Genomic DNA, 26,095 nt, shown 5'->3' with positions numbered 1-26,095 from the left:
ACTCCAGCCAGGACCGCAGCCCTACGGCGCCGCCGTACACCTTCTCGTTCAGGCCGCCGCGGGCGAAGAGGTTCGCCCTCAAGGTCTTCACGTCGTAGCAGTCGTCCCCGACCTCGAGCACGGGCAGGTCTTTCACGATGTCCTCCGTCCACGAGGTGGCTGGCTTTGAGGTCGGCTTTGAGGAAGGTGATACGGGCATGCCGGCATCCACCCACGCCTGCAGCTTCGGCCCGGGGCATGCGGTGGCGAACCGGTCTCCGTGGCCCAACTGCTTCAACTTCCGGCCGGCCTTCCTGCATGCTTCGTCGTACAGCCAGCGGATTGAGCGTTTCGCCGCGTCGGTCGGGTTGTTGGAGCCGATGTAGGCGACGCCGATGCCGGTCCGGTTGTGGTCTGGGCAGTGCGCTCCCACGACGGTCCAGCCGCGGCCCTCGTAGATGGTGCCGTCCTCGCGGACCAGGAAGTTGTAGCCCACGTCGGACCAGCCCCTTGAAGGCCCCATGTGGAAGTCCTGGATCGACTTGATGGTCTGGGTCTTCGGCCCGTCTGTGTGGTGGACGAAGAACTCCGTCCGCACCGACCAGGGCACCGTGTTCACGTTCTTCGGGTCGCGGGCGTTCCACCCGGCACGCGTGATGACCTTCACTCAGCCTCCCGGCTTGCAGGTGTAGTGGGTGGATCCCGACGAGTCGGGGGTGCACGTGTAGGTGGTGCCGAGCCAGGTGAACGTCCAGGAGCTCGGCGGCGGGCCCGGATCGCCCTTCTCACCCTTAGGCCCTGGGACGGTGGAGTCCGCGCCATCCTTGCCATCGGCGCCGTCCTTACCGGCTTCCCCCTTGGGACCTGGTGGGCCGGTGACGGTCTGTCCCGGCTCCCCTCGAGGGCCGGGGCTTCCCGCTACTCCAGGCGGCCCTGTGGGGCCCACAACTCCATCCCGGCCGGATCTTCCTGGCGGTCCGCTCGGTCCCGGGGATCCGCGAGGCCCGACGATCGTCTGCCCGGGCGGACCGGACGGGCCGACCTCGCCACGCTCACCGCGCGGGCCTGCGCTTGGGGATACCAGCGGAACGCCGCCAAGGCGTTCGACCTGTTCGGAAAGGACGTGCTGGTTCTCCTCCGACTTGCGGAGCTGCTCGCCGAGCGCGTTGATCTGGACGGAAGCCCACAGCCCGAGCAGCGCCACCACGGCGGCTATCGAGATGACCAGCCAGTTACGGCGCACCCTGCGCACGTGCTCGCCCATCAGGACCCGCCCTTCGCGGCGAGCCAGATCTGCACCACGATCGAGACCATCATGAACAGCGCCGGTAAGAGCCCGGCGTACACGGCCTGCCTCACGTTGGTGCCGCGCTTCTCCGTGGCCGCATCGATGCTCGCCTTGAGCGCCTTCAGGTCCTCGGTGAGCTGGCGCCGCAACTCTGCGACGTCCGCCTCGACCTCCGCGAACCTGCGGTCGTCGTAGCGGCGGTCAGCGGTGTACTCGGCGCGCTGGACGAACCCCGTGAGAGATGTGGTCACGTGATCAATCCGGCGACTGAGTTCGCCCGGTGACGGCTCATCGGCCACATCGCTCCTCGCAGGGGGTAGGTGGGGTGCCGTCCCGCCCGCACCCTCAACCAGCGGGACGGCACGCTTGGGAGGTGTCCGGATGTGGACACGCAATCGTGGTCAACCAGGGGGATGCTTGGAACGTCCCACAGCGTCGCGCCCTCTAGTCTCTGGAGCCGCTCTATGGGTTACCCGCCTCAGCCGCATGACCCGTATCAGCAGTCGGGCCCGCAGTACCCGCAGGCGTACCAGCCGCAGCCCTACAGCCAGCCGCACATGCCGGTCCCGTCAGGGCCGCAGTACGGGCCCGTGCAGTACACGACGGTGAAGGAGTGGGGGTTCAACCCGATCGCCATGATCATTCATGGCTGTCTGTGGGTGTTCCTGCACTGGTGGCTGGCGCTGATCACGATCGGTTTCTGGCTGATCGTCGCCATTCCGGTCAGCTTCATCGGCTGGCGGGTCACCCGGCATCTGCCGGTCCAGCAGGTGCATTACCAGCAGCCGCCCTATCCGCCGCAGGTGCCGCCCGGCTACTAGGTCGAGATCCAGCGGATTCCGAACGTCGTGCCGAACCCGTTGTCGATGTTGATGCTGCCGCCGGAGTTCTGGAACGCCCACAGTTCCATGTAGTCGCCGACGTTGAGGAAGAAATCGCCCCTCACCTGGTTGGCGGCCTCATTCGAGCTGGGCAGCGGCCGGTAGTCAACGTTGGCGGGGCCGCCACCGTTCTTGCGCATCTCGCATGCCCGGTAGCCGCCGGCCACCGTCGCCCATTTGATGTAGCCCCACACCTCGTAGTATCCGGCGGTGGCGCAGGTGTAGCGCGATGGGTTCGTCACAGTGGAGTGTCCGCCATCGCGGTCGATGGTCTCGGCGTTCCAGGCGATCGCGTTGACGGCGTTGTTGGGGATCGAGAGAACGCTGGACCTGGTGAGCAGCGCGTATGGCGGGGAGAGAAGGAAGTTCAAGCCGTCCCGGACGTCGGCGTTCATTTTGGTTGCGGTGAGCAGCTCACCCACCGTCCACGTGCGCGGCGTTGGGACGATCACGGCTGCGCCTCCAGGCCTTGCATGCCCTGGCAGCTGAGGCAGAGGTCTTTGCCGTCGCGTTGGCGCGGGACGCAGGAGCGGCACGGCCAGAATTGGAGGGGGCGCGGCAGCGACTCCAGGTTGACCGTCAGCTTGTCGACCGCGTCCGGCCAGATCAAGGGGGCGGTGTGGCCGGTGCCGCCGTTGGCGCACTCGGTGCACCACCAGCGGGTCTCGCCCGGGATAAGGTCGCAGGCGCTGCCGCACCCAGCCGGGCAGTCAGCAAGCCAGCGGCCATCGTCCACGCGCGCGTACGCGGCGCCGAGGGTGGGGTTGTGGCCGTTCGGCCGCGGCTTGGGCGGCAGCTGGCGTGCGGCGGCGATGCTGTCGAGCCAGTCGAGGTAATCCTCCAGCCGCCGGATCGGCCGCTGCGCCCCGATGAGGTGGGCGGCGGTACGGAGTGGGGAACGGATCATGTCACCATCCCAGGCGGTTGCTGTCGAGGAGGCCGAAAACGGGATCATCGAGAAGGATCGCCGTGCTGTTGCTGTTCGGGGACGTGTCGAGCGTGAAGTGCCAGGACTCATCCGTGATGAGCTGCTGAACACCCTCAGCCCATAGATTCACCGAGGGTGCGGGGGCCGAGGCTGGCAGGCTGGTGATGACGAGCCGGTGACCGATGTCGCAGCCAAGCAGGGACGGCCACAGCGATGGATTCGAGCGGGCTTCGACGGTGACCTGACCGGCGCGTGGGGCAGGTTCGGCGTAGCTCCCGAGCATGTACTGGCCGCGGTTGATGGCGTCGAGATCGCTGGCCAGGACGGTCGGGATGCTGGTGGTGTACTGGCCGTACTCCTCGATGCTGTCGTCATCCGTGACTCGGGTGGAGGTGCCTCTCCTGGTCACGGTGATGTCATTGAACAACAACGTATCGTCGATCACGAAGTCGAGGTCTGTGCCGCATTGGTCGGCGGTAAAACCGATGACGGGGGCGATGCCGGGGCTCTGCCGTCGCGCCCGATCATGGAAGGTCGAGGTGCCATCGCGGGAGACGAAGAAGACGCCGCCGTCGGACAGAGCCGCCTCGCGGACGTCCTGCAAGCTGGAGCCGGACGTGCCATAGGCAGAGATGTCGAGATCGGACTGGCCAGCGTCGATAGCGCGGTCGGTGACACCCGCCCACTCCAGTACGCGGTTGATGCGGGCCCCGGCCTGCTCGGTGGTGGCACTCCCTGCCTCGTACAGATTGGTGATCTCGGCAAGCGTCAGAGCTCGATTCCACCCGGCAACCTGCCCGATGTACCCGTTGAACAGGTTGCGCTGGAAAGCGTCGAAGGCCTGCGAGCCCACCACGAGCCATGAAGCGGTGCTCGGCCACACGCTGCCGGGAATGCCTGTGCCGGTGTTGAGATGCTGAAACCCATCAACCCAGATGCGCTGCTGAAGGAAACCGCCCGAGAACTCGCCGACGAACACCAAATGGTGCGGCAGACCGTCTCGCAGGTTCAAACCGAAGCCCGCGCCGCTGCCGACACCGCTCACCATGCTGCCGAAATCAACCTCATCGGTGGCGTACCGGTAACCGAAACGGTGATGGATGCCTCCGCCGGTGCCGTCGGAGAGGTTGATGATGCTGGTGATGCCGTCCCCTTGCCCCGACGAGGCGCACACGAACCAGGCCGCTATCGTCAGCCCCGGCTGCCCGCCAAGGACACTGAGTCCCTGCGTTCCGAGGCTTTTCCCGTTCTCCGGATCGACCGGCGCGAACCCGACGATCGCGCTCCCCAGGGGCCCGTCTGTCTCACCGAAGGTCAGCGCTCCGCCGGCGCCCGTTTGAATGACGGACAGATCCGGCTGTGCCACCGACGCCGCGTTGCCTGCCGCCGTCGCACCCGCAAACTCGCTCATCGGGTAGTAGAAGCGCGGAAACGTCGCCTGCGTTTCCTCCACCAGGGCGTCACGGCTGATGCGCTGACGGGACAGCAGCTTCATCCGGTCGGTTCCCGTGAGCTGCACCTTGCCCAGCACACCGTTGGTCCAGCTGTGCGGCCACTTATCGGAGAATCCGCGGTACTCGATGTACTCGGTGCCGGGCGACACCCATGCTGTCGGTGCGGCGCCATCCTCGAACTGCCACGCCGACGAGTAGACGATCGCTGACGCCGCCGCGATCGTGCACTCCAACAGCGTTCGGGCGTACACGCTGTTCGCTGGGGCCGTCGCCGACGCGCTCACCGGCTGGAACGACGTCGTCAGCGCCACCGTGCTGCCGTTGGTATCGGTGAGGACCACGCCGCTCTTGTCGTAGAACCTGATCCTCGCCCGCACCGACGCCGTGTTCGTGTCCCGCCGTGCCTGGCAGCGGACCGAATATGTGCGCCCCGGCTCTACCAGCAGCGCTTGGTCGGTCGCCGATGTCGTCGACTTGGACCCGACCCGGAAAAGGTTCCCGGTCCCGAAGCCCGTCCACTTGACCGACGACGTCTGCCCCGCCGGGAAGATCGCGTTATCGACCACCACTGTCCCGAACGAGCCAGCGAACAACGACGCATTCGAGCCTTTCGCCTGCCCCTCCTGCAGCATGTTGATCGACCCGGCCGGCCAGCGGGCCCTGATGCGAATCGGGCGATTGATCTTCACGTTCGGGTAGTACGGACTGCTGACATTGCCCGCCGTATATCTGCCGTCAGGGTTGTTCAGCGTCAGACTCAAAGTGCCCGGCTGGATCTCGTCCAGCTCATGCGAACGGCGGCGGGAGATGCGTACGCCCTCCTGCCACTCCACGTCGCTGGACACGTCGCGCCACAGTGGAGAGCCGTCAGAGGAGTCCTTGACGAACGCAATCTCGCACCAAACGTCCGGCATGGTCATGATGTGAGCCCCAGGTTGAAGCCCCGACCCCTGGCCTCGTTCAGCGCCGCCACCACCAGACGCGTGATCTCATCCCGGCTCACCAGTGGCTGCCCGGTGAAGTGCAGATTGATGACCAGGCCACCGCCCTGCGGCGCGATCGGCACCGACCCGCCACCTGCCGCCGCCACACCAACCTGAGCGGTCGCGCCGACCGTGGCCACACCAGCCAGGCCCTGAACCGCCGACTCGACCAGCCCGGCGCTCTTGGCGATGCCGAGCGCCATACCGGCCGGAATCTGCTTACCGATCTCCGCGAACACCTTCGACGGCGACGCGATACCAAGAATGCTCTTGGCCCAGCCCGCCAGCCCGCCGAACAGGTTCTGAACGTTTGTGACCAGCCAGTTCCAGAGCGACACGATGCCGTTCCAGAAACCTGTCACGAGATCCCGGCCCGCCTGCCACAAGGCGTTGCCCATGTTGCCCAACGCGCTCGCGATCCGCCCCGGCAGGCCGCGAACCCAGTTCACCAGCTCGTTGAACCGGTCGATCGCCCAATCCTTCGCCTTGCCGACCCACTCGCTGAACATGCCGGGCAGCTTCGCGATCCACATCTGGATTCCCAGGATCAGCTCGGGGATGATCGAGTGTCCGACGAGCCGGTCATACAGCTCGGCGAACTTCGTGATCACACCGCCGACCGTCCGGGTCACCACTTCCAGGAAACGAGTCAGCGGAGGGATCAACTGAATCGCGATCACGGCCGCCAGCTCGATGAACAGCGGGATGTACGGGGCCAGCTTCTCCAGCAGATCCGCGACTATGGGGATCAGCGGATACATCACCTGGTTGAGCTGGATCATCGACGTGATCAGGCCCGGAACCAGCGGCAGGATCTTGTCAAGGGAGTCGAGGAATCTCGGCAGCAGCGACACCGCCAGTGAGGTGAGGCTGGGCAGCAGACCGACCATCGCCGGGAGCCAGTCCAGCAGCGAATCCACCAAGGCAGGCAGGTGCGGGCCGATCTTCTGTAGAGCGTCCAGCAGCGCCAGCCCGAGAATCTTCGCCATCTCACTGAGCGGCGGAAGAATCTCGATCACCTTGGCAACGAGAGCCCCGAGCACGCCGACGAACGTTTGCCCGATCACCGCAACGATCTGAGCGATGATCGGGATCAGTGGCGTCAGCGCAGGCACGAGCCCCTGAATGAGCTGAGTGATCAGCGCGGCAACCTGCGGCAGCAGCGGAGCCAGCGCAGGCACCAACGAATTGATGATCGCCGCCGCGAGCTGGAAGAACAGCGGAATGACCGGCGCCAGATTCAGCAGCATCCGCCCGACGTTCTCGACCAAGACCTGCAGCGTCGGGATGATCGACTGGATGCCGGACGCGAGGCTCGTCACGAACAGCGCGGCGAGCTGGCCGACCACCGGCAGGAGCGGCGCCAAGGCGGCGAACACGGCGCCGATGGCCTGCCCGAGCGGCTGCAAGGTGGGCGCCAGCGTGTCGACCGCCTGCCCGAGCGCGCGGATTACGGCGACGATCCCCGGACCGATGGAGGCGATCGCGGGGCCCAGGGCGGAGATGGCGCCGGCCAGCACCGGACCCAATGCCGTAGCGATCTTTGCGGCTTCGGGGGCGATCGCTGCTAGCGCCCCGACAAGCGCCGTCACGACCGGCAGCAGGGCGCGGCCTACTTCGTTCAGCGCCTTGAAGATCTGGACCAGGGTCTCCTGGCCCTTCGCGCTGTTCACCCACTCGTTGAGCTTGTCGACCAAACTGCCGAGGATGCCCAGGGCGCTACCGCCCGCCGCCTCCGCCGCCTTCAGGAGCCCGGCGAGGATGCCGAAGACGTCCTTTACTAGGGCGCCGAGCTGCTTAAGTACGACGGTGGCGTCGTTCAGCCATTCAAGCGCCTTGCCGCTCCTGGAGACCTCCGACATCCACATGCCGAACTTGGTCAGGACGTTCTGAAGCCCGCCAGAGAAACCGTCGAGCCATTTGCTGCCGACGACGGCCAAATCCAAAAAACCGGTCAGCAGCGATTGCAGAGAGTTGCGCAGAGCGAAAACCAAGCTGCCGGTGTTGTCCAGGATGATGTTGAACTGGTTGATGCTCTTCTCCGCCGTCGCGAAGACCAGGGCCTCGCGTACCAGCGTCCCGAACTCGCCCGCCAGCCCGGCAATGTGGGGCTTGAGCCCGTCAAGCGCTGCGACGAACCCTGACAGGCTGCCCAAAAGCTGCCCGGCGAAGGCATCCTGGGCGGCGCCCTGGAACGCCCGCAGAGCAGGGACAGCAGCATCGAACTCCTGGGCAAGGGCTTGCCCGCCCCTCGACATCTTATTGAGGGCCTTGCCGAAGCCCTCCAGGTCGCCCGACAGAGCGGCGCCGAAGGCCTCGCCCAAACCGGCGGTCGCAAGCTTCCACACTCCGAACGCCGCGGCGCCCGTCAAGGCCAACCCGGGCAGCCCTGCCAGCAGCCCGCTCAAAGGCGCGATCGACGCCGCCAGCGCCACCGTGTACCCGGCCGCGGAGGCAGCGGCAGCACCGAGCGTGGCGAGGGCGCCAGCGCCTGCCAACGCCTTGGAGGCGAGCGAGGCGGCCGACCCGACCAGCGCGCCCATCTGGCCGGCGATCCGGCCCAGGTTGAGGTCCAGCCCAGACGAGGCGCTGTTCAGCTCCCGCAGGTTGGCCGACAGGCCACCCGTGGACGACCCGGCGCCCTCGATCCGGCGACCGAGCCGTTGGGCGTTGTCGCCGACCTTGTCGAACACCCTGCTCGCGTGGTCGCGGGCGAAGATGTCGAACGCCATGGAGGCCACGGAGCACCTCCCAGCGTGGGATCAGGCTTTCGCCTGCCTATTCAGTTCGTCGACCGCAACGCAGAGCAGCTCAAACTCCTGCTCCGACAGCAGGTAGGTCTCCCACGGCCGCACACCGAAGTGGTAGGCGAGCGACGTGAGGTACTTCAGGCGTTTGCCGGCGAGGTCTTCGCCTCGCCGTTTAGGGAAGGGTCCGGCTCCTCCTCCACATCCACGGAGATCGAAGCGAGGTCGATCGGGTAGACGCCCGACTCGATGTCGGCGAACGTGACATCCTTGCCCATACGTTTGAGCGCCAGCCACGCCAACCCGGCGATGGCGAGCATGTCGCCGTCCTGGAGCGCTTCGACGAGCTGCTTGATCCGCCACCCTGTCGCCTTCTGCAGGGCAATGCCCTCATGCAGCGGCAAATGATTCAGGTCGAACTCGACGCTGTCATCGCCGATGTGGATTTTGGCCATTCCCCCGTTACCCTTCGATCTTGTCGGCGATGTCGTCCATCGCCTTGAGGATGGTGGAGCGCACCTTGTCGAGGTGGTCGCGGATCGTCGTCTCGAACCAGGGCTTGCCGTACTGCTTGACCCACGGCGACTTCCCGAAGGTCGGATGGCGCCAGCCCGTCTCGGAGTCCAAATGTTTCGGCAGGGTGCGCTGATCCTCAGGCATCCGCGCCTCATCCACGAAGATCCGTACCCTCGGCGTGCGGGAGCCGGTCGCAACCTTGAGCTGAACAGCCGCCGCGACCGTCTGGCGTAGCCCCGATACACGTTGAGCCCGCTTCCGCCGCTTCGCCTCGTCCTTGGTCTTCGACCGGTTGAACGTGTGCTCCTCGCGTGCCTTGTGACCGCCGGACTGCTTCACCCCCACCACGGGGATGGTCTTGACCGCGGTCCTTGTGGCCACCAGAGCAGGCTTCGCCCCGGTCCGGATCGCCTTGCGGAGCTCCTTCTGAAGGTCTTTGCCTTTCGGGCCTACCTGCTTGAATCGCTTGGCCAGCGCGGCGAGTTGCTCGGCGCCCGTGATTTTGAGGTCCGCTGGCATGCGGCCCTACAGCGTCGTGTCGGAAGATACGATCTTGACCTGAATGGGCGCGTCAACCTCGTTGTCGTAACCCTCGAATGCGCTGGTCATCTGCACAATGTCCGGGCCCTCGACCGTAGGAGCGGCCTCCTTCAACTTGCACGCTGGCAGAATGAAGGACAGCAGGTTGTTGTTGCCGCCGCCGCCCGAGATCGCGCTGCCGGTCAGGGCGAAGTCAAGCGCGAACGTCGTGTTGTTCTTCATCAAGTCGTACAACTCGGTGCGGTTGAACTCCGCCGACAGGCTGCCGGTGATGGTAGGGATGTCGTTTTCGAGCTGCTCCCTCTTCACGCCGGACTGCCCGATGCCGTACCGCTCGGTGGCCAACGGCGTCTCGCCCTTGATCGAAATCTCGGTGATGACCGTGGTGACCGCAACGCCCCCGGTAACGGACAGTTCACCGGACGCGGTCGCCGGCGTGCCGCCCAACTTCAACGTGCCCTGCTGGAAGTTGAACACCTCCGAACCGGCCACGTACGAGGCAGTCGCCAAAGCGGTTGCCGTGCTCTCGTCCCAGCCGTCGAACTCCAGGCTGAGGGTGGCGATGCCGTCTGAGGAGAGCTTGAACTCCCACGACTTGATCTTGCAGCCGGTGTAGGTGTGCGCCCTCACGGTACCGCTGGGCTCGGGACGGCCGACCTGCACCGTCAAACCCTTGCCGACGAAACCGCCCGGCGTGTGAATCTGCTTGAACGCCGTCGTCGCACCGATCACCACAGGCACCCCGGCGGAGCCGAGCATGTGCGCGACCAGCAGGCCCATGCCCTTGGTCGCCCACTCAAGATCCAGGGAGCCTTCGACCGTCTTGCGGGACTGCACCAGCCGGGAGGCGCGCTTGAACTTCCTGCCAACGCGCAAGCCCGTGGGCTCGACGAACGTCGGCATCCACGCCAACGACTCGCTGTTGAACTCCAGGAAACGCGTCACCGTGACAGGCGTTCCAACCGTGCTCTCAGCAGCAAGACCAACTTGCGCGTCAAGACCTGTTCCAGTCGCCACAGCTACTCACCCTTCCCGCTGCTCTTGGGCTCGGGGAGGAGCTCCCACGTCGCCTTGGGCCACGCCCGAGCGTCATCACCCTCGCCGACGATGTAGGCGTCGTCGGTCTGCGCAGTCACCGCCCCGTCCACGCTCGTGACCGTTCCGGCTTCCACGAGCGGCCCATCGGCACGACCGACGCGGCGATCCTCACCGCTGATGTTTTTGAACCTGGCCACCGGCCTGTCCTCCTAGATGCGGGTTTGTACGGCGATGCGGAACGGAATCCGGGCTTGCATGCCGGTGTCCGGCTGTTCTTGGAAGAGCGATCCGGAGACGAACGCCACGATCGTGGGCGGCGGTAGTCCGAGTGAAGGGTCCGCCCGCAGCGCGTCCTCAACCGCCGCCAAGAGGGCGAACGCCCGCTCTCGGATCGGCCTCACTTTTGTGGAGCCGCTCCACACCACCACGGCGCAGGTCACCGTGAACGTCTCGTCTTTAGCCTTCTGGCCGATCGACGCCCACTCCTGTCGAAGGTCGACAGCCTCGCCGTCACCTTCACCTTGGCGGCTGCCGTCGTAGCCAACGAAGATGACCTCATGCAGTGGGTTGCCTGTGACGAGAGGCCCATCCACGACCTTCACGCCGTTCAGGGCGGGGGCGGCCTGGAACAACGCCACCAGGGCGTCGATGACGTCTGGAACCCGTGACGTGGCCACTATGCGATCCCTGGCGCTTGCTCACCGAGCAGCTCGATCACACGGCGCGGCAGGGTGAACCCAACCCTTGGGTCATAGTCGGCGTCGGAGCCGCCGACGCGTACACCAATTTGGCCGCGTTGTGTCTCCCACATGAACTGCAGTAGGAGCAGCGCCGCCTGCCGGACGTTCGGCGGAATGTTGGTCCGGCCGGCCAGGTAGGTGACCCTGAATGGGCCGCACATCTTCGCGCTGTCCTTGCGCTGCACAATCCCTGTCGGCAGATCCACGTCCAGGTCGGCCACCGCCTGGTCGACGCCGCCTGTCTCGATCGCAACGACGGACGTCACCGACAGGACAGGGGCCCGGTTCAAGGCCAGCATGTAGCCGCCGCGATGCTTCTCTGTGTAGGTGGTCCGGCCGAGTGCTCCCACATAGCGTTCGCAGATGGCCGTCACCGAGCGAATGAAGCCCTGGATCTCCTCGTCGTCGGCAGTGTCCGTGGCGTCGATGTTGAGCTGCTGTTTCGCCTCGCCCAGCGACAGGATCCCGGCCTCGCCCCACATGGGGGCGACCTCGAATGGCTCCTCATCGTTGGATGTGGGCGTGATGGTGGCCCAGCGGGCGATGTGCCGGCCCGCCATCGCCGTGAGGTAGTCGTAGTGGTACAGGCCGACGCCGTCATTGGTGGGCGTGAACGGCCCTACGGTGGTGGCGTCCGGCAGTTGGATGGTCACCTGGATGGACGCCGGGTTCACCAGAACGCCCGCGCTGTCTCGAACCGAGGTGGACAGGCGCACGACCGCGCCCACGCCGTACATGCTCACTCGTCACCCCCTCGCAGGACCGCAGACGACGACATTGAGGACAAGACAGCAACACGGTCCGCGCTGGTGGCCAGATGAGATCGAGGGCCGTCAGCCGCCCGCAGCGACCCAGCCAGGTCGGCCTCCTCCTGCGGGACGACCAGCAGCGGCAGGACGAGCGCATACGCGCGACCAGCCGCAGGCGCAGCCTTACGAGCCCCTGCCGAGGCCGCGACCGACAGCACCCCAAGGCCCGTGACCACAGAGACTCGACCCGTCTGCGCTCGGCCAGTCACCGCGGCGGACGCCGCCCCGGCAGCGAGTGCGACATGCGCGGCGGACGCCCGGCCGTAGGCCGCCAGGAGCGTCACTGCCGACGCGGGCAGTACCTTGCGGGCTGCGGCGGACCCGACGACCGCGACCGAGCAGACCGCAGTTACCGGCCGCGTGACGACCTGCGACCGGTACGACCACACCGCGGCCGCTGTCACGCCAACCGCTGGGGCCCTCTTGGATGCGGCGGCCGAGCACACGCTGGCGAGTGGAGCCGCAGCGGTGCCAGCGGCGAGCTTGTGGGCGGCCACCAGGGGCAACCCGATCGCTGCCGCGCGCCCCGCACTCGGCGCCGACTTCCGCGCTACCGCCCGTCCCGCGACGACGGTCGCGCCGGAACCGGCGGCCGGCGCAGCCTTCTTCGCCAGACCGGCCGACACCACGGCGACTGCAGTCCGGCCACCGGCCGGGGCGGCCTTTCTGGCTACCGCGCGGCCGAGCGCAGCAACGCAGGCGCGGGCAGAGACTGCCGCCACCTTCCGTGCCGCGCTGGTCGCGGTCGCAGCGAGGGTGGTCCGGCCTGAGCCGGCCGCGCCAGAACTCGCACCGGCGATGACGATCGAGCAGGCCGCGTACTGGCTTGCGGAGTTGATCGTCGCCGTGCGGGTGCCGGTCGCGCCAGACGCCGCAAGGGTCTGCCGGGCGGTCCCCAGTCGGCTGAACGGGCCCGCGGGGTCGGCGACCTGCTGCAGGTCGGTCATGCCGCTGGGTGCGGCCGTGAAGGTGGGGCCTCCATGTGGGGCGCCGGTCTGCCAGAAGCACAACAGCAGGTCATCCACACCGGTGGCTGTGGCCGACGGCGCCACCGGGCTGGTGGTCTGCGTTGCTGACGCGTTCGACTGGGCGTCGTCGACCGCCGACCAGCCACGCAGGACGTGCACGAAGAGGTAGACCTCTTCGCTGGAGACCGGACTGACGGTGACGGTCTGCGCGCCGCCGGAGGTCACCTCACGGGTGTAGAGCCGCAGATGGGCCGTGTTGATCCCGGCGTCGCCATACGCCTTCTGCGTCCAGGTACCCGCAGTGCCGGTCGGCGCAGCCATGCCGGCGCCGTCGAAGTAGTTGTTGCCGAACGCGGCGACCAACAGGTCACCGACCTGGGTACCCGCGCCTGTCGTTACAGAAGCGGCGGCACCGCTGTCGCTGTCGGAGAGGACTTCGACGATCGTGGGGGTTGCCACACTAGTAGACCCCCACTCCGATCAGCCGCTTGGCGAAGGTGCGGTAGTCGTACGGAAGGGTTCGCGCAGTTGCGCTGCCCTGGAAAACTCCGGCGATGTCGGCCAGGTCAGAGAAGGCGGACTTCAGGGTGTTCGCGTCCGCGGTGGAGAACCCGAGAGTTTCCAGGTCGCCGACAGCGACCGTGTCCAGCCACGCCTTGAACTCCTGCACGTTGCCGAGCGCCGCGAACACGGCTCGCGCGATCGTCCCAGCCTGGGCGTTGACTTCTGCTTGTGTGACCTGCAGGCCCGCTACCATCAGATCCCCGTCGCGTCGAGCACCAGGGCGCCAGCCGCCACGGTGATCTGGCCCTGCGCGCCGAACACCTCGGGGATCACCTTCTGGAAGAACCCCTCGCCGCCGCCGACGGCAGAGATGTCCACCGCGGCGCCGCCCAGCGAGTTGGACACCTTGAACGAGTTCGCCGTGCTGTTCACCACGTAGTACGCCGCCCCCTCGGTGAGCCCGGTAGGCAGCGACTCGGCGAACACGTTCATGAGAAGGACCCGGTCGCCGTCGGCCAAGCCGTGGGCGACGCTGAACAGCGCATCGTTGGCCAGCGTGGTGTCCACGCTGAAGAACCCCTTCACGCTGCCGTTGATCGGCGCCCAGCCCCGGTACTGCGTCCCCGAGTTGCCCGTCAACGCCGTCCAGAACGTGAGGAACCCGTAGGTGCCCGCCGGAACATCGAACGTCAGCGCGCCCGAATTGGAGCGCTGCCCGGACGCCGCAGCGGCCCAGGTCACCGCCAGGCGGGCGTACGCAGGGGACCCACCTATGGCCTCCGTGGCCGCGGCCGTGGCCCCCGTTCCAGGGGTGGTGTCAGTCGGCGGCGCGGTCACCAGCGTGTTGACCCCGATATGCGTGATGGCGTTCCCGATGCCGCCCGACAGGGCGTCATTCTGGCCCGAAGTGTTGAACGGCACGGCTACCTCCAGGCATGACGAAGGGGCCGCCCGCGCCGAACGGCCCCTTCATGATTCGATCTAGCTGGTCTTGCGTCGCCCCGGGCGCGGTCTGGCAGCGGTTTCCGGGGCCGCCTGACTGCGCTCGGGCGTCTCCGCCTGCTCGCCGCGAACCAGTTCACCGCGGTAGCCGTCAGCCCACACCTTCGCGTCGGCGGCCGACATTTCGACGATCTCGCCTGCCCGCCACGAGAAACGCTCCCCGGCGACGGACTGCAGCATCCGCACTCGCGGCATGATTGCCCTCCTGGTCAGGTGGCCGAGTTCGCGTACACGCGGAACGCGGCCGAGTCGTTCGGCTTGGCGTCCAGGCGCAGGAATCCAAGGAAGCCCACCTGCAGCGCGTCGGCGAACCGCTCGGCGAGGCGCAGCACCTGGCCGCCGGTGACCTGCCGGACGATGTACGCCTGCGAGACGTCGCCGAAACCGATGGACTTGGCGTTCGCGGCCATGACGGCGACACCCTGGTCCACGGTGATCGGGTAGCCGAGCAGCGTGTCCGGCACGCCGATCTGCAAGCTCGGCTCCCACAGGGGCCGGTTGTCGGCGTCCTTCAGCTTGCGGATCACCTTCAGCGAGGAGTCGTTCATGACGAACCTCGCGCCCGCCCGGTAGGCCGGGTCCACGGAGTGGATGAGGTCGACCAGGTCGTCATAGATGACGCTGGTGGTCTGGCCGGTGGTGCCGGTCTTGCCCGCGGTGGCGTTGGTGAACAGCCCCTCGGGCTGGCCGGTGCCGGTGCCGGTGGCCAGGTGCGTCGACACGGCGCGGCCGATGCGGATGCCGAGCTGGCGGGGAACCCACGAGTCCAGGTCGAACGCCGTGTCCTGCAGAAGCTGCAGCGACACCTGCACGAACCGGGAGCTGTAGGTGAAGGCGCCGAGAGTCTTGGTGCCGAACGTCATGTCCAACGCCGTCTCCGCGGTGTTCTCCGCGAGGATCTGGCCGACCTGCGACGTGCCGTCGAAGGTGGGCCACTGCAGCGGCTGACCGGTGTCGGTGGTGATGACCTCGGCGATGTTCATGATGCCGCCGAACGCCTTCATCGTCTCCGTGATCCGCACCAGAAACCCGGGCGGCACCGTGTAGCCGCCGGCGGAGTTGGTGCCGGCGGACTGGGCGCGGATCTCGCTCTGCCGGGACATGAGCATGTTGCGCTGCTCGTCCCGCAGCCCGGACATGCCGTGCCGCAGGTAGGCGTCGAACGCGTCCTGGTAGCGCTTCTCCGGGTCGGTGGCCTCGCGCTCCTCCACCTCACCGCCGGAACCGGCGACGACGATCTGAGACCGGTCGATCTTGTCGAGCTTGGCGAAGTTCTCTTCGCGCTCGATGTCGCCGGCGAGCTGGTTGAGGCGCGCCTCGGCGGCGTCCCAGTTGGTGCGCTCCTCGCCGGTCAGGTCACGGTTCTCGCCCTCGGCTGCGGCGCGGATGTCCAGCATCCTCTGCCACGTCTGGGCTCGCTCGTCGATGAGCCGCTTGAGCCTGTCGCTCATAACGGGTGCCTCCTTCGGGGCATGACGACAACCCCGTCCACGCGTCGCGTGCGGGTTGTGATCGGAATGGGTCAGGCGGGCAGCTTCAGCCCGTAGCGGGCGGAAAGTCCCCGCATCGCCAGGTCGATCGAGTCGAGATGCCGCCGAGTGGGAAGCTCCGGCTCGGTGCTCTCGTCAGCGCGAGTGGTCTCACCCGGCTCACGCTTGACGACCTGCAAAAGGTCCCGAAGTTCGGGACGGTAAACGGCGCGACTTTCGATCGCACCCACATCGCCGCGGCACAGCAGGGCTGCGGAGACGGAGTTCAGTTCGGCCTCGGTGTCGACGAACGCGGGGAAGGTCACCGCGGACACCTCGATCAGCCGCACTTCCTGGACGGTCCTCAGATCCGCTTCGAACACGCGGGTCTTGCCGTCGTCGCCCTCCTCGTCAATCTCGATCGTCGTCCAGGTGTCCTTGACGACGTAGAAGCCGATCGACATGCCGGTGATGTTGGCGTTGCGCAGGTTCGCCTTCAGGTCCCGCACGTACGACAGGTCCTCATCGAGGCGGCTGTCGACTTCGAGTCCACGCGCGGACTGGGAGAGTTTCAACGTGCCGGCCGACACGCGGGACACGACGTAGTAGGAGTCGTGGTCGATCAGCATCCGCTGATCGCCTTCCTGCATGGTCTTGGTGTAGGCGCCTGGCGCGAACTCCTCGTAGAAGCCCCACGTCTTCGGATTGCCGATCGCGGCGCGAACCCCGAAGGGCGACGCGAGACCACCAAAGCGTTCCTTGCCAGAGTCATCAGCGCGCAGTTCAGCGCCGGTCGCTGCGAGTGCGAGCCGCCGGCGCTCCTCGGTGGTCACAGTCATCTCACTCGCCGTCCTCATCGTCGGGCGGCTGCCCGCCCTCATCCTGGTCATCAGGTTCGGTGCCGAGCGGCACCATGTTCATCGGCTGCAGGCGAACGTCGCCGTCCGGGATCGGCGGCAGGTCCTCCAGGTCGCGGATGTCGTTCGCGGAGAACGCGCCGACCTGGCGCATGACGTTGTAGAACTGCGACCGGGCTGCGGAGTCGCCCCGCAACAGGCCCTCGATCTTGTAGCGGGCTTCCACGCTGGCGCCGAGCAGTTCCTTGGTGATCCGCTGTTCTGCCGGGGCGAGCCAGGTCGGGTGCAGGTCGAACTTGACCCAGCCGATCGCCTGCTGCTCCAGACCGGTGCCCCATGAGGTGGACTTCGAGGTGAGACCGAGCAGGAAAGCGGGCACACCGAACCAGCGGCCGATCTCCTCCACCTCGAACGTCCTGGATTCGAGGAACTGGGAGTCCTTGGCCGGCATCGAAACCTGCTGAAACGACGCCCCCGAGTCGAGAACGGCGACGTCGTGGGCCTTGTCCAGGCCGCTCATTTTGGCTTTCCAGCGTTGTTTGAGCTGGTCCGCCTGGTCCGGGGTCAGCCGCTGCTCGGTCTGCAGGATGCCCGACATGAGGTTTCCCGACCCGAACAGGCGAGCCCCGTACTCCTCGGCCGCCAGCCCCAGGCCAATCGCCTGCTGCGCGGCGCGCACAGGGGAGACTCCGCACACGCCGTCGTAGCCCATGCCGGGCATGTGAAGGATCTGCATGGGGGTTCGTTCGTGAACCGCTCCCCAGTCGTCGGTGACCCAGAACTTCTTTCCGCTCGGGTTGGCGTCGGTCGGCCGTTCACGCTCCACTTGGACGCGGTCAGGGGTGACCGGCCAGAGCTCCCGAACCCGGCCGCCTTGGTCGCGCACCTTCTGTAGGTATGCGTTACCCCACAGCGCCCTGTGCACGAAGGTCAGCCGCCACAGTTCGAGGGCGGTCAACTCCGGGTGGGGGTTCTTCAGCAGCGGGGACGTGACCCGATCGTGGGTGCCGTCCTGGTACACGTGCAGCGGCAGCGCTGAGCTGACACCGGAGATGAGGGCCGTGCATCGCCACACCGCTGAGAACGCCAGAGAGGACTTCTCCGTCACCTGCTTGCCGGAGGCATTCACCGGCCCGCCGAGCCAGTCCAGAAGCGCCGACGACGTGAGAGGAATCTGTGGGTTCTCCGGCGAACGGCTTTCGAACAGGCCAAACAAGCTCACGCCGCTGACCTCCGCCCGCGCAACTCACTCACCGGCGCCAGCGGCCTTCTGACCGAGACGCGCTCTACAGCGACCACGCCGAGCAGGCCGCCGATGATGAGTGCCGCCGGCACGAACACCAGCGCCACCCCGGCCAGGAAGACGAGCACGAACGCCACCTCAAGGAGGAGCAGCTTCACGCGTTCCTCCTCACCACAGGTTCGGCCCCGTCAAGGCGAGTTCGCCCAGCCAGTAGGCGGCGCGCTCGCGGGCCATGACCGCACACACCGCAAGGTCGATCTTCCGGGGGCTGTTCGGCTTGTCCTTCACGATCCGCGTACCGCGGGCGTCCGTTTTGGTCGTGCAGTTCGCGAAATGCCGCGCCAGCTTCGGATCCCCGGAGTGGGTGATGCCGCTGTCCACGACGCTCTCGTACATGCGCTGCGTTGCCGGCCCCATGCGGGAGATGTTCTGCGGGAAGATCACCACCGGGAGCCCTTCGGCTTCGAGGTCCTCGGCCGCGTCCAGCCACAGATACTCATCCCAGGCGATCTCGACCACGTCGAAGCGCCGGCACGCCTCCCTTACGGCGTCCTTCACCTCAGCCCGCGGCACCGTCCACGACACCTCATCGCGCGGCTTCTCCCACAGCCCAAGTACTTCGACGTGCGGGCGCTCTTCAACGGTCACCGCCACGAGCCCCGTGCAGTCGCCGGAGCGGGAACCGTCGAACCCGAGCACCACCTTGGAGTGCGGCTCGACCCTCCGCGACGGGTCCGCGCATGCGTCCCACGTCCCGGCGGGTAGCCACGTCACCGCAGATGAGACCCACTGGTTGCAGCGCTTCGTTCTGAATTCGGCCTCGGGTGTGCGCCGCATCGACGACTCGAAATCCTCTGCCGCCACCAGATCTGCGTACCCCGGGTTCGCTTCGCGCCACGTTTCCGACACCCTGTGGTCCGCCTCGGCCGCGGCAGGTTCCCACCACGCCATGAAGAACGACGGGTCGTCCACTTCGCCGGCCACAACCCGCTTGCCGTGCTGGTACAGCGAGTAGCACAGCGAGTCCTGGCCGGTCGAATCAGACTTCACACCCGCAGTCGTGATGCCGACCATGAGCGGTTCCACGCGGGCGCCCATCGCGAGCGCCATCACGTCCCACAGCTCGCGGGAAGGCTGCACGTGGACCTCGTCGAACAGGACCAGCGTCGGGTTCAAGCCCTCCTTGGAGAACGCCTCCGCCGACAGAACCCGGTAGACGCTGCCGGTCGACGGGATCTCGATCGCGTCCCGGTACAGCTTGCACACGTCCGCCAGCTCGGGCTCCATCTCGACCATCCGGCGAGCCGTCCCGAACACGATCCGCGCCTGTTCCTTCTCGCCGGCGCAGGAGTACACCTCTCCGCCCTGCGGGCCCATCACGAGCCCGTACAGGGCGAGCCCGGCACCCAGCGCGCTCTTGCCGTTCTTGCGCGCCACCCCGATCAGTGCTTGCCGGTGCCGGTAACGCCCGTCCGGCCGGCGCGCGAGAAGGTGGCCGACCACCTGGCGTTGCCACGGCCGCATCAGGATCGGCGCCCCTGACGCACCCGCCACGCTGTCCTTGGTGACCTTGCACAGCGCCTCGATGAACTCGCTGCAGTGCTCCCCGTCGCCGCGGCGAACGTCGGCCTCTGGGACCTTCGTCAGCCAGCGCGGCGGCCAGCCATCAGCCCTCACGCTTGGCACGCAGAGCCTCCAGCTTGCTGACCCGGGTCACCTCAGCCACGCCGAGACGCGTCCGCGCCGCAGGATCGAACCCGAGAGAGCTCAACGCTGACGCCAGCTCCCGGTGGAACGTCGCCACCATCCGCCCGTCCGCAGGATCACGCGTCGCCCGATACCGCTCACGAGCCACAGCGACGTCATCGGCGAGCCGGCACGCCTGCTCGGCCGCCTCCGCGTCCGACGTGGGCGAAATCCACGTGATGCCCGACTGCCAGACGCGCTCCCACAACCTGCGCGCCTCCAACCCGAAGTCCACCGGGCACTCAGGCACGCCCTCGGCCATCGGAAGCGCCACCACCGTGCCCTCGACGGGCAGCGCACGCTTCCCCGGATTCCCGAGCCGCCGTTTCACCTCTGTGGGCTTGGGAGGGCGACCTGCAGGCATCGCAAAACCCCCCGAAAACGCCAGAAATCAGAATTTCGCGGCCAGAAAAAGGAGGCTGGGGCGAGGGTCCTTACGCGGGCGTGATCAACTTTTGACCCGCCCCCCTACCTGCACTGATGACGCTGAGTGAGTTGCGAGCTGCTGTTATGCAGCTCTCCTGTCACTGTGTGTGCTGGTCAGCGTGCGCCTTTGCTGCTGTTGCATCGTCTGCACTCTGGTTGGTAGTTGGTGGGCTCGTTGGTGCCGCCCCTGGCGCGGGGGATGATGTGCCCTGCCGTGATGGGGTTGTCTGTGGTGCCCTGCTGCCCGCAGTACACGCATCGTGCGCCCGTGTCCTTGTAGTGGCGGGACATGCGGGCATGGTCACCGCTCAGTCCGCGCTCTGCTGTGCTGCCTCGTGCTGCGTACCGCTGGTTGTCGTGGACCAGCTTGCATGGCGGGCACCTGCTACCAGAGCAGGGCCTGCCACAGCCTAGGCAGGGGCGGAGAGGCACTAGCCGCTGATGAGGCCGGTCTCGGCGATGGTGACGAAGGCCAGCCCCACGCAGAGCAGGACGACGGGCCAGGCCTTCTGGATGCCGGCGACGACTGCGCCGGACAGGAAGCAGACGATGGCGAGCAGCAGGAGGACGTCCATCGGGGGTCTCCGTTCGTAGCGGAGGGTGGGTGTTCGAGAATGTTCGGATGGAGCCGACCCGTGTTCAACTGCACAACTGGCCCGCTGACCGTGGCCCGGGCGGTTGGGTGTCCCCGTTTGGGGATCCGATCCACTGGTGGCGGGTTGAGCGTGTGCATGCCCGGTATGTGGCGCCGAGGGTGGGGTTCGACGAGTACGACGAGCAGGGGCGCAGGATCGCGCCGCGGCCGGAGTTGCACGCCTACCACGTGGACTTGAGCGGCGCCCAGCATGGGCTGCCAGACTACGACGGCGTGTTGCTGCATCAGACGGCGCCGGCTCAATGGTGGTGGATCAAGCTTGCGGATGCGGAGCACCTGGCGCGGATCGAGAAGTACCGGGAGTGACGAAGAGCCGGGTCTTGTACCGGCCGCAGCGGCACTTGTGGAGTTCGACTGTGGCGAACGTGGTAACGAGCAGGTCGGCCAGCTGCCAGCGGTGCTTGTGGAAGCGCTCGTAGACCGTGGCAACGAAGTCGAGCACCGGGTCTCCCCCTTTGGTGCCGGGCGGACGGCAAGCATGCGGCGTGCGGCTCAAATCCGTCCGCCCGGAGTTTGGGAGCGATGTCGGCCCGGCCCTCGACCCCCCGGAAGCGGGTCGGGCCAACATCTGGGGGCATCCGCCAGGGGTTCTCTACGGGGTGAGAGGTGGCGGAGCAGGGCGTCCCTCGCCAGAGACGCGAAAGCCCCGCTCGGTGGCGGGGCCTAATGGTGTGTTTCGGACATGCCGAACACGCCTCAGATCATCCGTCGTCCACAGGCTTCCTGTCAAGCCAGGTCACAAGGGTCTCGGGTGTGTCGCACAGCAGTTCGCAGAGCTCCATCCGCTGCTCGGGCGTCAGCCTGATCGTCAACTGTCCGCGCGGCACGATGATGACGTCACCGCCCGGGCAGGGCAGCACGTCGCAAGGGAGTGGTTGGGGGATGGCCATGATCCCCCTATTATCCCACGTCAGACGGCTACGCGGAGATCTTCTCCTTAGTTTCGGCCTGTTCGACACGCTTGGCCAGCCAGTCCCATTCTGCGAGCGGCCAGACAGGTGAGCCTCGCCACCAGGTGCCGACGTCCTTCGATGGGGGTTCGCACAGGTTCTCACACACGATCGCGATGAGGTTGCCGGGCAGCTCCCGGACGCGCCAGGTGCGTGCTCCGCCGGCGGGGGTGTCGGGGGTGATGCCGCGGCACCAGGGGCATTCGACGTCGAGGCGTTGCCCGTCGAAGACGAGGGCGAGGGCGTGCGCTACCTGGGTGACCATCGTGCGGGCGACGGGGGCCGCGTGGAAAGTGAAGTCGTCGGCGAGGTGCTGGGCGGCGAACTCCAGGTACGGGCGGGCGTCAGTGTCGCCGAGCCGGGGCGGCGCTAACGGTTCGACGCCGACGTGTTGGGCGATGGCGGCTGCGAGGTCATCAGCTCTGACGAGGACGTCCAGCATCGTGTCGAGGATGCCCAAGTCGAGCGGTGCCGGGTGCTCCCCTGGGGCCACACTGGAACGGTCGAGGCGTTCCTCCCACGCCTGCCGGTCTCGTTCCTGTTGCTGGTCGGTGGTGAGGTCGTGGTGCCGCCACGGCCGCGCGGTACCGGGTAGGCGGGCTTCGGTGAGGTCTTCCCAATACGCTGCGACCCATCGCAGGTCTTCTGTCACGAGATGGACGTAGGACACGTGGCCTCCCCCGAGGTTTACTCTTGCGGGAAGACCGTTGAGGGACGGGTCGAGGGTTGGGTTCCGTGGGCGGTCCTCCATGGCGGTGGGGGGCCGCTCTCGCGTTTGGAGATCAATCTATCGGTTCCGTACGGGCTTGAATGTGCGCATAGCGTCATATCGCCTGTTCGGTAGATCACAGATCGTCACATCTCGTCGAGTAGTGCCATCTGTCCTGCGCAGTCGCGCCACACCGGAACCCCGGTGATCCGGAGAGGCTTGCGTGGTGCGATCCCCAGCTTGGCAGCGCAGTCGGGTCCGATGCCGAGCGCTCGGGACTCCGGGGTGGTCAGGGTGTGCTTGCAGGCAGTGCACCGGGTGACGTGGTCGCGGGTGGCGGGCTCGTCGAGGTCGAGGAGGGTCACGGTCGCCATTCCTCGGGCAAGTTGGTGCGCAGCCAGTAGTCGCACGCCGGGCAAAGGTCAAGCCAGCGCGGTCCGGGGTCAGGGTCGGCGACCATCGACCTTGCGATGTAGGCGACCATCGCGCGTTGACCGCACCTGAGACAGTCGTGGATCTCGTCCCGCCGCCGGTGCTCGATGTGGCGGCCGTCGGCTCGCTCGGGCGCCGGGGGCAGGAGTGTGGGTTCTATGGCGAGGAGGGTCAGCATGCCCTCAACAGCGTTCCCAGGCTCATTCACGGGTCTCAGTCTCCTCCCCTGCTGGTGTCTCAGGCTCAACGGTAGGGCTCTGGGAGTCGTCGAGCGCCTTCCGAGTCGGGCATGGTGCAGGGGTGCAGCACTCGATACAGAGGGCTTGCTGGGCTGCGTGAGCCTCCTCAGCACTCGGGTGGAGAGCACGGACGCAGGCGATGGCGGCTAAGGCTTGGTCGGCCTCTTCATGGGCGGAGCGGTGCAGTCCATGGTTGACGCTGGCGATGAGGCGGAGCCGCTCCAGCTCGTTGCCGAGACGCTTCGCCTCCTGCTCGGCGGTCTCGGCTCGTTCCCGCCACGACAGGCCGTAGTCGGTGAGCGTGACGATCTCTGCTTCGGCGCGTTCGGCACGCCCGCGTACCTCGTCCAACACGGCACTGCGGACGATCGCGTATCCGTTCTCACGGAGGGCGTCGTCAGCGGCGAACGGGGCGGGGCACTCCAGTCGCGAGCAGGTGACGTGCCCGCCCACGCCTACGAACAGGCTCGCCCCCTTGCAGGCGGGGCAACGGCCCGCGATCTCGGAGCCATGGGAGCGGTGGCGGAGGTCTTCAGACATCGTCACCGTCCAGGTCAACGGCGTAGCGCTCGCAGTAGGCCGCCTCCAACTCGGCGGCCTCCCTCGGCCAGGACGTCTCGTAGTCGCTGTTGTACATGGCGATCTGGAGCGTGTTCTGTGCGCGGATGATCGCCTCGGCCTCCTCAACGCGGCGCAGCAGGTCGGCCGGGCTCGGCACGCCCAACAGGCGAGCGAGATACCGTCTCGCGAGGTCACGCATCAGCGGTCCTTTCAGGTAGGGCGGCACGGAGGCGGGCGACCAGCACGGAATCGTCCGCGTCGAAGCGGTGCATGGCGAACTGCTCAGTGCGGTCCAGCAGGTGCCGGTAGTCGTCAGCGGAGACGACGACCATCCCTGCGCCGGCGAGTGCGCCCAAGACGACGGTGGCGGCGTCTTCCGGCCCCTCCACTCCGAGGAGCCGGAACGCGTCCTCGATCACCTCAGCGGGAGTCACAGGCCATCCCCTTGATCTCGTCAACGACAGCGGACAGCAGGCCGTGGACCGTGACGCCGTTGCCCAGGTGTTCGGCGTGCCGGGCTTCGAAGCGTCTCCGCCACTCGCGGGTGACCACCATGTCGTCGAAGTGGACGGCGATCTCCTTGATGGTCTTGCGGCGTTCGTCTGCTCGGGCCTCCGCTTCCTTCCTCGCCAGTAGCGAGCACACGGTGGCGACGATCTGTGGCGCTTCTCCGGACAGCCAGTCGAGCACCTGCCGGTCGTAGACGCCCAACTCCAGCGGCGACAGAGCGGCCCGGAGAGCTTCACGGTTCGCCGGCGCCGGGGACTGTCCCAGCGTGTACGGGATCGCCTCGTACGGAGGCTCCTGGATAGGGCCGCGAGGGATAGAGATCTCAGCCATCGGTCAGCCCTCCTCGGAGGAGGAGTCGGCGAGCTTGCTAAGCGCGTCGTCGGCCTGCTCCTGATGGATCTTGGCCAACCGTGGCATCCCTTGCTCCAGCGCCCAGGCGGCCTTGCCCTTGTGTCTGCGAGCCTCACTCTTAAGGATGCTCCGGTACAGATCGTTCGCGGCCATGTCAGCCCTCCTCGGAGGAGTCCGGGGAGGCGGCGTCTCGCTCGACTTCCTCGCACTTCCAGCAGATCTCTCGCCGGTCACGGCGGTCCTTCTCTGTGGCGACCTTCGTGACATCAGCCCAGCACAGGGCGTCGTTCTCGCGGCCTTCCACGAACTTCCCGCCCCGGATGACGTGGACGTACCTGCCGCCCTGGTTGCGGCCGAACTGTTCCAGCGAGTCGCCGCGCTTGATCCGGTCGTCTAAGACAGCCATGGCGTCTCCTCCTTGGTTGCTTGGGGGTCTGGTCTTGGGCGCCCTCTCCGCGCTTTCGAACGCTCGCCCGGCCAGTACCGGGAGAAGAGGGCTGGGCGTCAGTCGTCGAGATCTTCGGCGGGAGCAGGCTTGCTGCCACGGCGGCGGTGCCACTCCAGGCACCAGGGGCAGGTGCAGTCGTCGTCGTGGACGCCCATCGCGAAGATGAGGTCCGTGTCGCTCATCGACGCGGGGTCAGGTGGGGCGTCGCTCATGTCGATCTCCAGGGGGTAGGTGTGTGGCCCGGCAGGGAAGAGCCGGGCCACGAGGGTCAGGCGTTGGGGAAGGCGGCACCGAGGGCGGCCACGTAGGCGACCAGCAGGCGTTCCGCGCTCTCCTTGAGAGCCTCGTCGTCGTCCCCTGCCATCTCGATGTCGACGCTGCGGAACGGGATCTTGGCGTCGAGGAAGTACTGGGGTCCGGAGCGGATCGTGCTCATGTTGATCGTGAAGAGAGCCAGCTTGTTGACGCTGCCCTCAAGGGTCGCGTAGCCCTTGTCGGTCCACGTGATGCGGTCCATCTCGGCTCCTTGGTTGTCGAGGGGGTTGAGAGGCCCCGGGAGGAGGTCTCTCCCGGGGACGGAGGAAGGTCAGGCGGGCTCAACGAAGTAGGTGGAGCCGTCGCGGTAGTGCTCGATGTAGCCGAACTTGCCGTCTTCGCCGGGCTGGTGGCGGACACGTCGTTGGAGGACCCTGCCGCAGACCGTGCAGCGGAAGCGCCTGCCTTGCGACTCGAAGGCGTCCACCTCCGGGCACTCCACCTCAGCGACTTTGATCGGATGGTGGGTGGCCTGGTACTTGGTGCGCCGCTTGGGCTGCGCCCCGCGAACCATGCTCAGGACGAGGCGGTGGACGGGCCGGGCCGACGTCCGTGTCTCGCCGCACCAGGCGTTCACGGTCTCGACCCAGGCCGCGCCATAGGTGCCGGGTTCAGCATCGTGCTGCATCTGATTCCACGCGCCTTCGATGTCCTCATCGGACGCGCGGACCGGGTCGATGCCCGCCTTGGTGAGGTTGTGTCGGAGAACCCGGACGACGCTCTCAAGCGCCTCGGTCCTGGTGACCTTGATCGGCTTCTCGGTGGCCATGAGCATCGGGCCTCCTACGTCGGGGCGGGGTCTTGGGG

40 protein-coding genes are annotated in these 26,095 nt (G+C 67.0%); 2 read left to right on the top strand and 38 right to left on the bottom strand.

The annotated features are described in order from the left end of the window. From ETD86_RS34880 to ETD86_RS34870, 3 genes are all read right to left on the bottom strand, one after another. Positions 1-646: N-acetylmuramoyl-L-alanine amidase (locus ETD86_RS34880; RefSeq protein WP_211370507.1), on the bottom strand; the 646-nt coding region annotated here is incomplete at its 3' end. Next, positions 647-1,243 (bottom strand): collagen-like protein, encoded by a 597-nt coding sequence (locus ETD86_RS34875; protein WP_138670910.1) that lies wholly within the window; start codon positions 1,241-1,243, stop codon positions 647-649. It abuts the gene before it with no gap. Next, a complete protein-coding gene (locus ETD86_RS34870) occupies positions 1,243-1,518 on the bottom strand; it encodes a hypothetical protein (protein ID WP_138670909.1) in 276 nt (91 codons plus the stop codon). Before ETD86_RS34870 ends, ETD86_RS34875 begins: the two co-directional genes overlap by 1 nt. A gap of 213 nt (positions 1,519-1,731) precedes the next feature. Here ETD86_RS34870 and ETD86_RS34865 point away from each other — a divergent pair, with 213 nt between their 5' ends. Beyond that, a complete protein-coding gene (locus tag ETD86_RS34865) occupies positions 1,732-2,088 on the top strand; it encodes a DUF3824 domain-containing protein (RefSeq protein WP_138670908.1) in 357 nt (118 codons plus the stop codon). On the opposite strand, the gene ETD86_RS34860 is transcribed toward ETD86_RS34865, so the two are convergent. From ETD86_RS34860 to ETD86_RS55680, 22 genes are all read right to left on the bottom strand, one after another. Further along, positions 2,085-2,600 carry a hypothetical protein gene (locus ETD86_RS34860; protein WP_211370506.1) on the bottom strand — a complete coding sequence of 172 codons (516 nt, stop codon included), beginning with the start codon at positions 2,598-2,600 and terminating at the stop codon, positions 2,085-2,087. The genes ETD86_RS34865 and ETD86_RS34860 overlap by 4 nt on opposite strands. Then, positions 2,597-3,055, bottom strand: a complete 459-nt coding sequence (locus ETD86_RS34855; protein WP_138670906.1) for a hypothetical protein — start codon at positions 3,053-3,055, stop codon at positions 2,597-2,599. Before ETD86_RS34855 ends, ETD86_RS34860 begins: the two co-directional genes overlap by 4 nt. A gap of 1 nt (position 3,056) precedes the next feature. Then, complete coding sequence (locus ETD86_RS34850; RefSeq protein WP_138670905.1) at positions 3,057-5,450, bottom strand: LamG domain-containing protein; 2,394 nt, start codon at positions 5,448-5,450, stop codon at positions 3,057-3,059. After that, positions 5,447-8,245 carry a phage tail protein gene (locus ETD86_RS34845; protein WP_138670904.1) on the bottom strand — a complete coding sequence of 933 codons (2,799 nt, stop codon included), beginning with the start codon at positions 8,243-8,245 and terminating at the stop codon, positions 5,447-5,449. Before ETD86_RS34845 ends, ETD86_RS34850 begins: the two co-directional genes overlap by 4 nt. Before the next feature lie 155 nt (positions 8,246-8,400). Beyond that, positions 8,401-8,715 (bottom strand): hypothetical protein, encoded by a 315-nt coding sequence (locus ETD86_RS34840; protein ID WP_138670903.1) that lies wholly within the window; start codon positions 8,713-8,715, stop codon positions 8,401-8,403. 7 nt (positions 8,716-8,722) lie between these two features. After that, positions 8,723-9,295 carry a hypothetical protein gene (locus ETD86_RS34835; protein WP_138670902.1) on the bottom strand — a complete coding sequence of 191 codons (573 nt, stop codon included), beginning with the start codon at positions 9,293-9,295 and terminating at the stop codon, positions 8,723-8,725. 6 nt (positions 9,296-9,301) lie between these two features. Beyond that, on the bottom strand, positions 9,302-10,333 hold the full coding sequence (locus tag ETD86_RS34830) for a phage tail tube protein (RefSeq protein ID WP_281287010.1): 1,032 nt from the start codon (positions 10,331-10,333) through the stop codon (positions 9,302-9,304). Positions 10,334-10,335: 2 nt separating this feature from the next. After that, a complete protein-coding gene (locus tag ETD86_RS34825; RefSeq protein ID WP_138670900.1) occupies positions 10,336-10,551 on the bottom strand; it encodes a hypothetical protein in 216 nt (71 codons plus the stop codon). 12 nt (positions 10,552-10,563) lie between these two features. Next, complete coding sequence (locus ETD86_RS34820; protein WP_138670899.1) at positions 10,564-10,992, bottom strand: hypothetical protein; 429 nt, start codon at positions 10,990-10,992, stop codon at positions 10,564-10,566. Between the two features lie 38 nt (positions 10,993-11,030). Then, on the bottom strand, positions 11,031-11,822 hold the full coding sequence (locus ETD86_RS34815) for a head-tail connector protein (RefSeq protein ID WP_138670898.1): 792 nt from the start codon (positions 11,820-11,822) through the stop codon (positions 11,031-11,033). An 11-nt stretch (positions 11,823-11,833) separates the two neighbouring features. Next, positions 11,834-13,330, bottom strand: coding sequence for a hypothetical protein (locus ETD86_RS34810; protein ID WP_138670897.1), 1,497 nt, complete (start codon positions 13,328-13,330; stop codon positions 11,834-11,836). 1 nt (position 13,331) lies between these two features. Further along, positions 13,332-13,628, bottom strand: a complete 297-nt coding sequence (locus tag ETD86_RS34805) for a hypothetical protein (RefSeq protein WP_138670896.1) — start codon at positions 13,626-13,628, stop codon at positions 13,332-13,334. Further along, positions 13,628-14,296, bottom strand: a complete 669-nt coding sequence (locus ETD86_RS34800; protein ID WP_138670895.1) for a hypothetical protein — start codon at positions 14,294-14,296, stop codon at positions 13,628-13,630. The genes ETD86_RS34805 and ETD86_RS34800 overlap by 1 nt, the downstream gene beginning before the upstream one ends. Before the next feature lie 60 nt (positions 14,297-14,356). Next, positions 14,357-14,572 (bottom strand): hypothetical protein, encoded by a 216-nt coding sequence (locus ETD86_RS34795; protein ID WP_138670894.1) that lies wholly within the window; start codon positions 14,570-14,572, stop codon positions 14,357-14,359. A 14-nt stretch (positions 14,573-14,586) separates the two neighbouring features. Next, positions 14,587-15,828, bottom strand: a complete 1,242-nt coding sequence (locus ETD86_RS34790; RefSeq protein WP_138670893.1) for a phage major capsid protein — start codon at positions 15,826-15,828, stop codon at positions 14,587-14,589. A 71-nt stretch (positions 15,829-15,899) separates the two neighbouring features. Then, positions 15,900-16,685 (bottom strand): HK97 family phage prohead protease, encoded by a 786-nt coding sequence (locus ETD86_RS34785; protein ID WP_138670892.1) that lies wholly within the window; start codon positions 16,683-16,685, stop codon positions 15,900-15,902. A 1-nt stretch (position 16,686) separates the two neighbouring features. Then, complete coding sequence (locus ETD86_RS34780; protein WP_138670891.1) at positions 16,687-17,925, bottom strand: phage portal protein; 1,239 nt, start codon at positions 17,923-17,925, stop codon at positions 16,687-16,689. Beyond that, complete coding sequence (locus ETD86_RS34775; protein WP_138670890.1) at positions 17,922-18,104, bottom strand: hypothetical protein; 183 nt, start codon at positions 18,102-18,104, stop codon at positions 17,922-17,924. Before ETD86_RS34775 ends, ETD86_RS34780 begins: the two co-directional genes overlap by 4 nt. A 10-nt stretch (positions 18,105-18,114) precedes the next feature. Continuing rightward, entirely contained in the window at positions 18,115-19,632 is a 1,518-nt protein-coding gene (locus ETD86_RS34770) for a terminase large subunit domain-containing protein (RefSeq protein ID WP_246148653.1), read from the bottom strand. Next, positions 19,613-20,056, bottom strand: a complete 444-nt coding sequence (locus ETD86_RS34765) for a phage terminase small subunit (protein ID WP_484213966.1) — start codon at positions 20,054-20,056, stop codon at positions 19,613-19,615. The genes ETD86_RS34770 and ETD86_RS34765 overlap by 20 nt, the downstream gene beginning before the upstream one ends. A 176-nt stretch (positions 20,057-20,232) precedes the next feature. Next, entirely contained in the window at positions 20,233-20,409 is a 177-nt protein-coding gene (locus ETD86_RS34760; RefSeq protein WP_138670888.1) for an HNH endonuclease, read from the bottom strand. A 140-nt stretch (positions 20,410-20,549) separates the two neighbouring features. Next, positions 20,550-20,693, bottom strand: a complete 144-nt coding sequence (locus ETD86_RS55680) for a hypothetical protein (RefSeq protein WP_170223425.1) — start codon at positions 20,691-20,693, stop codon at positions 20,550-20,552. A gap of 167 nt (positions 20,694-20,860) precedes the next feature. On the opposite strand from ETD86_RS55680, the gene ETD86_RS34755 reads away from it, so the two are divergent. Beyond that, complete coding sequence (locus ETD86_RS34755; protein WP_138670887.1) at positions 20,861-21,079, top strand: hypothetical protein; 219 nt, start codon at positions 20,861-20,863, stop codon at positions 21,077-21,079. A gap of 395 nt (positions 21,080-21,474) precedes the next feature. Here the strand turns inward: ETD86_RS34755 and ETD86_RS34750 are convergent, their stop codons facing one another. The 13 genes from ETD86_RS34750 to ETD86_RS34700 all read right to left on the bottom strand — a co-directional run. Then, a complete protein-coding gene (locus ETD86_RS34750) occupies positions 21,475-21,663 on the bottom strand; it encodes a hypothetical protein (RefSeq protein WP_138670886.1) in 189 nt (62 codons plus the stop codon). 28 nt (positions 21,664-21,691) lie between these two features. Further along, the gene (locus ETD86_RS34745; RefSeq protein WP_138670885.1) at positions 21,692-22,393 is read right to left on the bottom strand and encodes a hypothetical protein; all 702 of its coding nucleotides are present in this window, start codon (positions 22,391-22,393) and stop codon (positions 21,692-21,694) included. 185 nt (positions 22,394-22,578) lie between these two features. Further along, positions 22,579-22,797 carry a DUF6011 domain-containing protein gene (locus tag ETD86_RS34740; protein WP_138670884.1) on the bottom strand — a complete coding sequence of 73 codons (219 nt, stop codon included), beginning with the start codon at positions 22,795-22,797 and terminating at the stop codon, positions 22,579-22,581. Beyond that, entirely contained in the window at positions 22,794-23,072 is a 279-nt protein-coding gene (locus ETD86_RS34735; RefSeq protein WP_138670883.1) for a hypothetical protein, read from the bottom strand. Before ETD86_RS34735 ends, ETD86_RS34740 begins: the two co-directional genes overlap by 4 nt. Beyond that, a complete protein-coding gene (locus ETD86_RS34730) occupies positions 23,065-23,643 on the bottom strand; it encodes a hypothetical protein (RefSeq protein ID WP_138670882.1) in 579 nt (192 codons plus the stop codon). Before ETD86_RS34730 ends, ETD86_RS34735 begins: the two co-directional genes overlap by 8 nt. Continuing rightward, positions 23,636-23,863, bottom strand: coding sequence for a hypothetical protein (locus ETD86_RS34725; RefSeq protein ID WP_138670881.1), 228 nt, complete (start codon positions 23,861-23,863; stop codon positions 23,636-23,638). Before ETD86_RS34725 ends, ETD86_RS34730 begins: the two co-directional genes overlap by 8 nt. Further along, the gene (locus tag ETD86_RS34720) at positions 23,856-24,098 is read right to left on the bottom strand and encodes a hypothetical protein (protein ID WP_138670880.1); all 243 of its coding nucleotides are present in this window, start codon (positions 24,096-24,098) and stop codon (positions 23,856-23,858) included. Before ETD86_RS34720 ends, ETD86_RS34725 begins: the two co-directional genes overlap by 8 nt. Then, positions 24,085-24,504: a hypothetical protein gene (locus ETD86_RS34715; RefSeq protein WP_138670879.1), complete on the bottom strand. Its 420-nt coding sequence runs from the start codon at positions 24,502-24,504 to the stop codon at positions 24,085-24,087. Before ETD86_RS34715 ends, ETD86_RS34720 begins: the two co-directional genes overlap by 14 nt. Positions 24,505-24,507: 3 nt before the next feature. Next, positions 24,508-24,678: a hypothetical protein gene (locus tag ETD86_RS55675; protein ID WP_170223424.1), complete on the bottom strand. Its 171-nt coding sequence runs from the start codon at positions 24,676-24,678 to the stop codon at positions 24,508-24,510. Between the two features lies 1 nt (position 24,679). Then, positions 24,680-24,931 (bottom strand): hypothetical protein, encoded by a 252-nt coding sequence (locus ETD86_RS34710; protein WP_138670878.1) that lies wholly within the window; start codon positions 24,929-24,931, stop codon positions 24,680-24,682. A gap of 98 nt (positions 24,932-25,029) precedes the next feature. Then, positions 25,030-25,185, bottom strand: a complete 156-nt coding sequence (locus ETD86_RS55670; protein WP_170223423.1) for a hypothetical protein — start codon at positions 25,183-25,185, stop codon at positions 25,030-25,032. A 56-nt stretch (positions 25,186-25,241) separates the two neighbouring features. After that, the gene (locus ETD86_RS34705) at positions 25,242-25,490 is read right to left on the bottom strand and encodes a hypothetical protein (protein ID WP_138670877.1); all 249 of its coding nucleotides are present in this window, start codon (positions 25,488-25,490) and stop codon (positions 25,242-25,244) included. A 69-nt stretch (positions 25,491-25,559) separates the two neighbouring features. After that, the coding region (locus ETD86_RS34700; protein WP_211370505.1) for a hypothetical protein at positions 25,560-26,095 on the bottom strand (536 nt) is incomplete at its 5' end.

This window comes from Nonomuraea turkmeniaca (assembly GCF_005889735.1).
Lineage (GTDB): Bacteria > Actinomycetota > Actinomycetes > Streptosporangiales > Streptosporangiaceae > Nonomuraea > Nonomuraea turkmeniaca.
The sequence above is the reverse complement of the archived record's forward strand: the minus strand, read 5'-3'. Positions and strand labels throughout refer to the sequence as shown.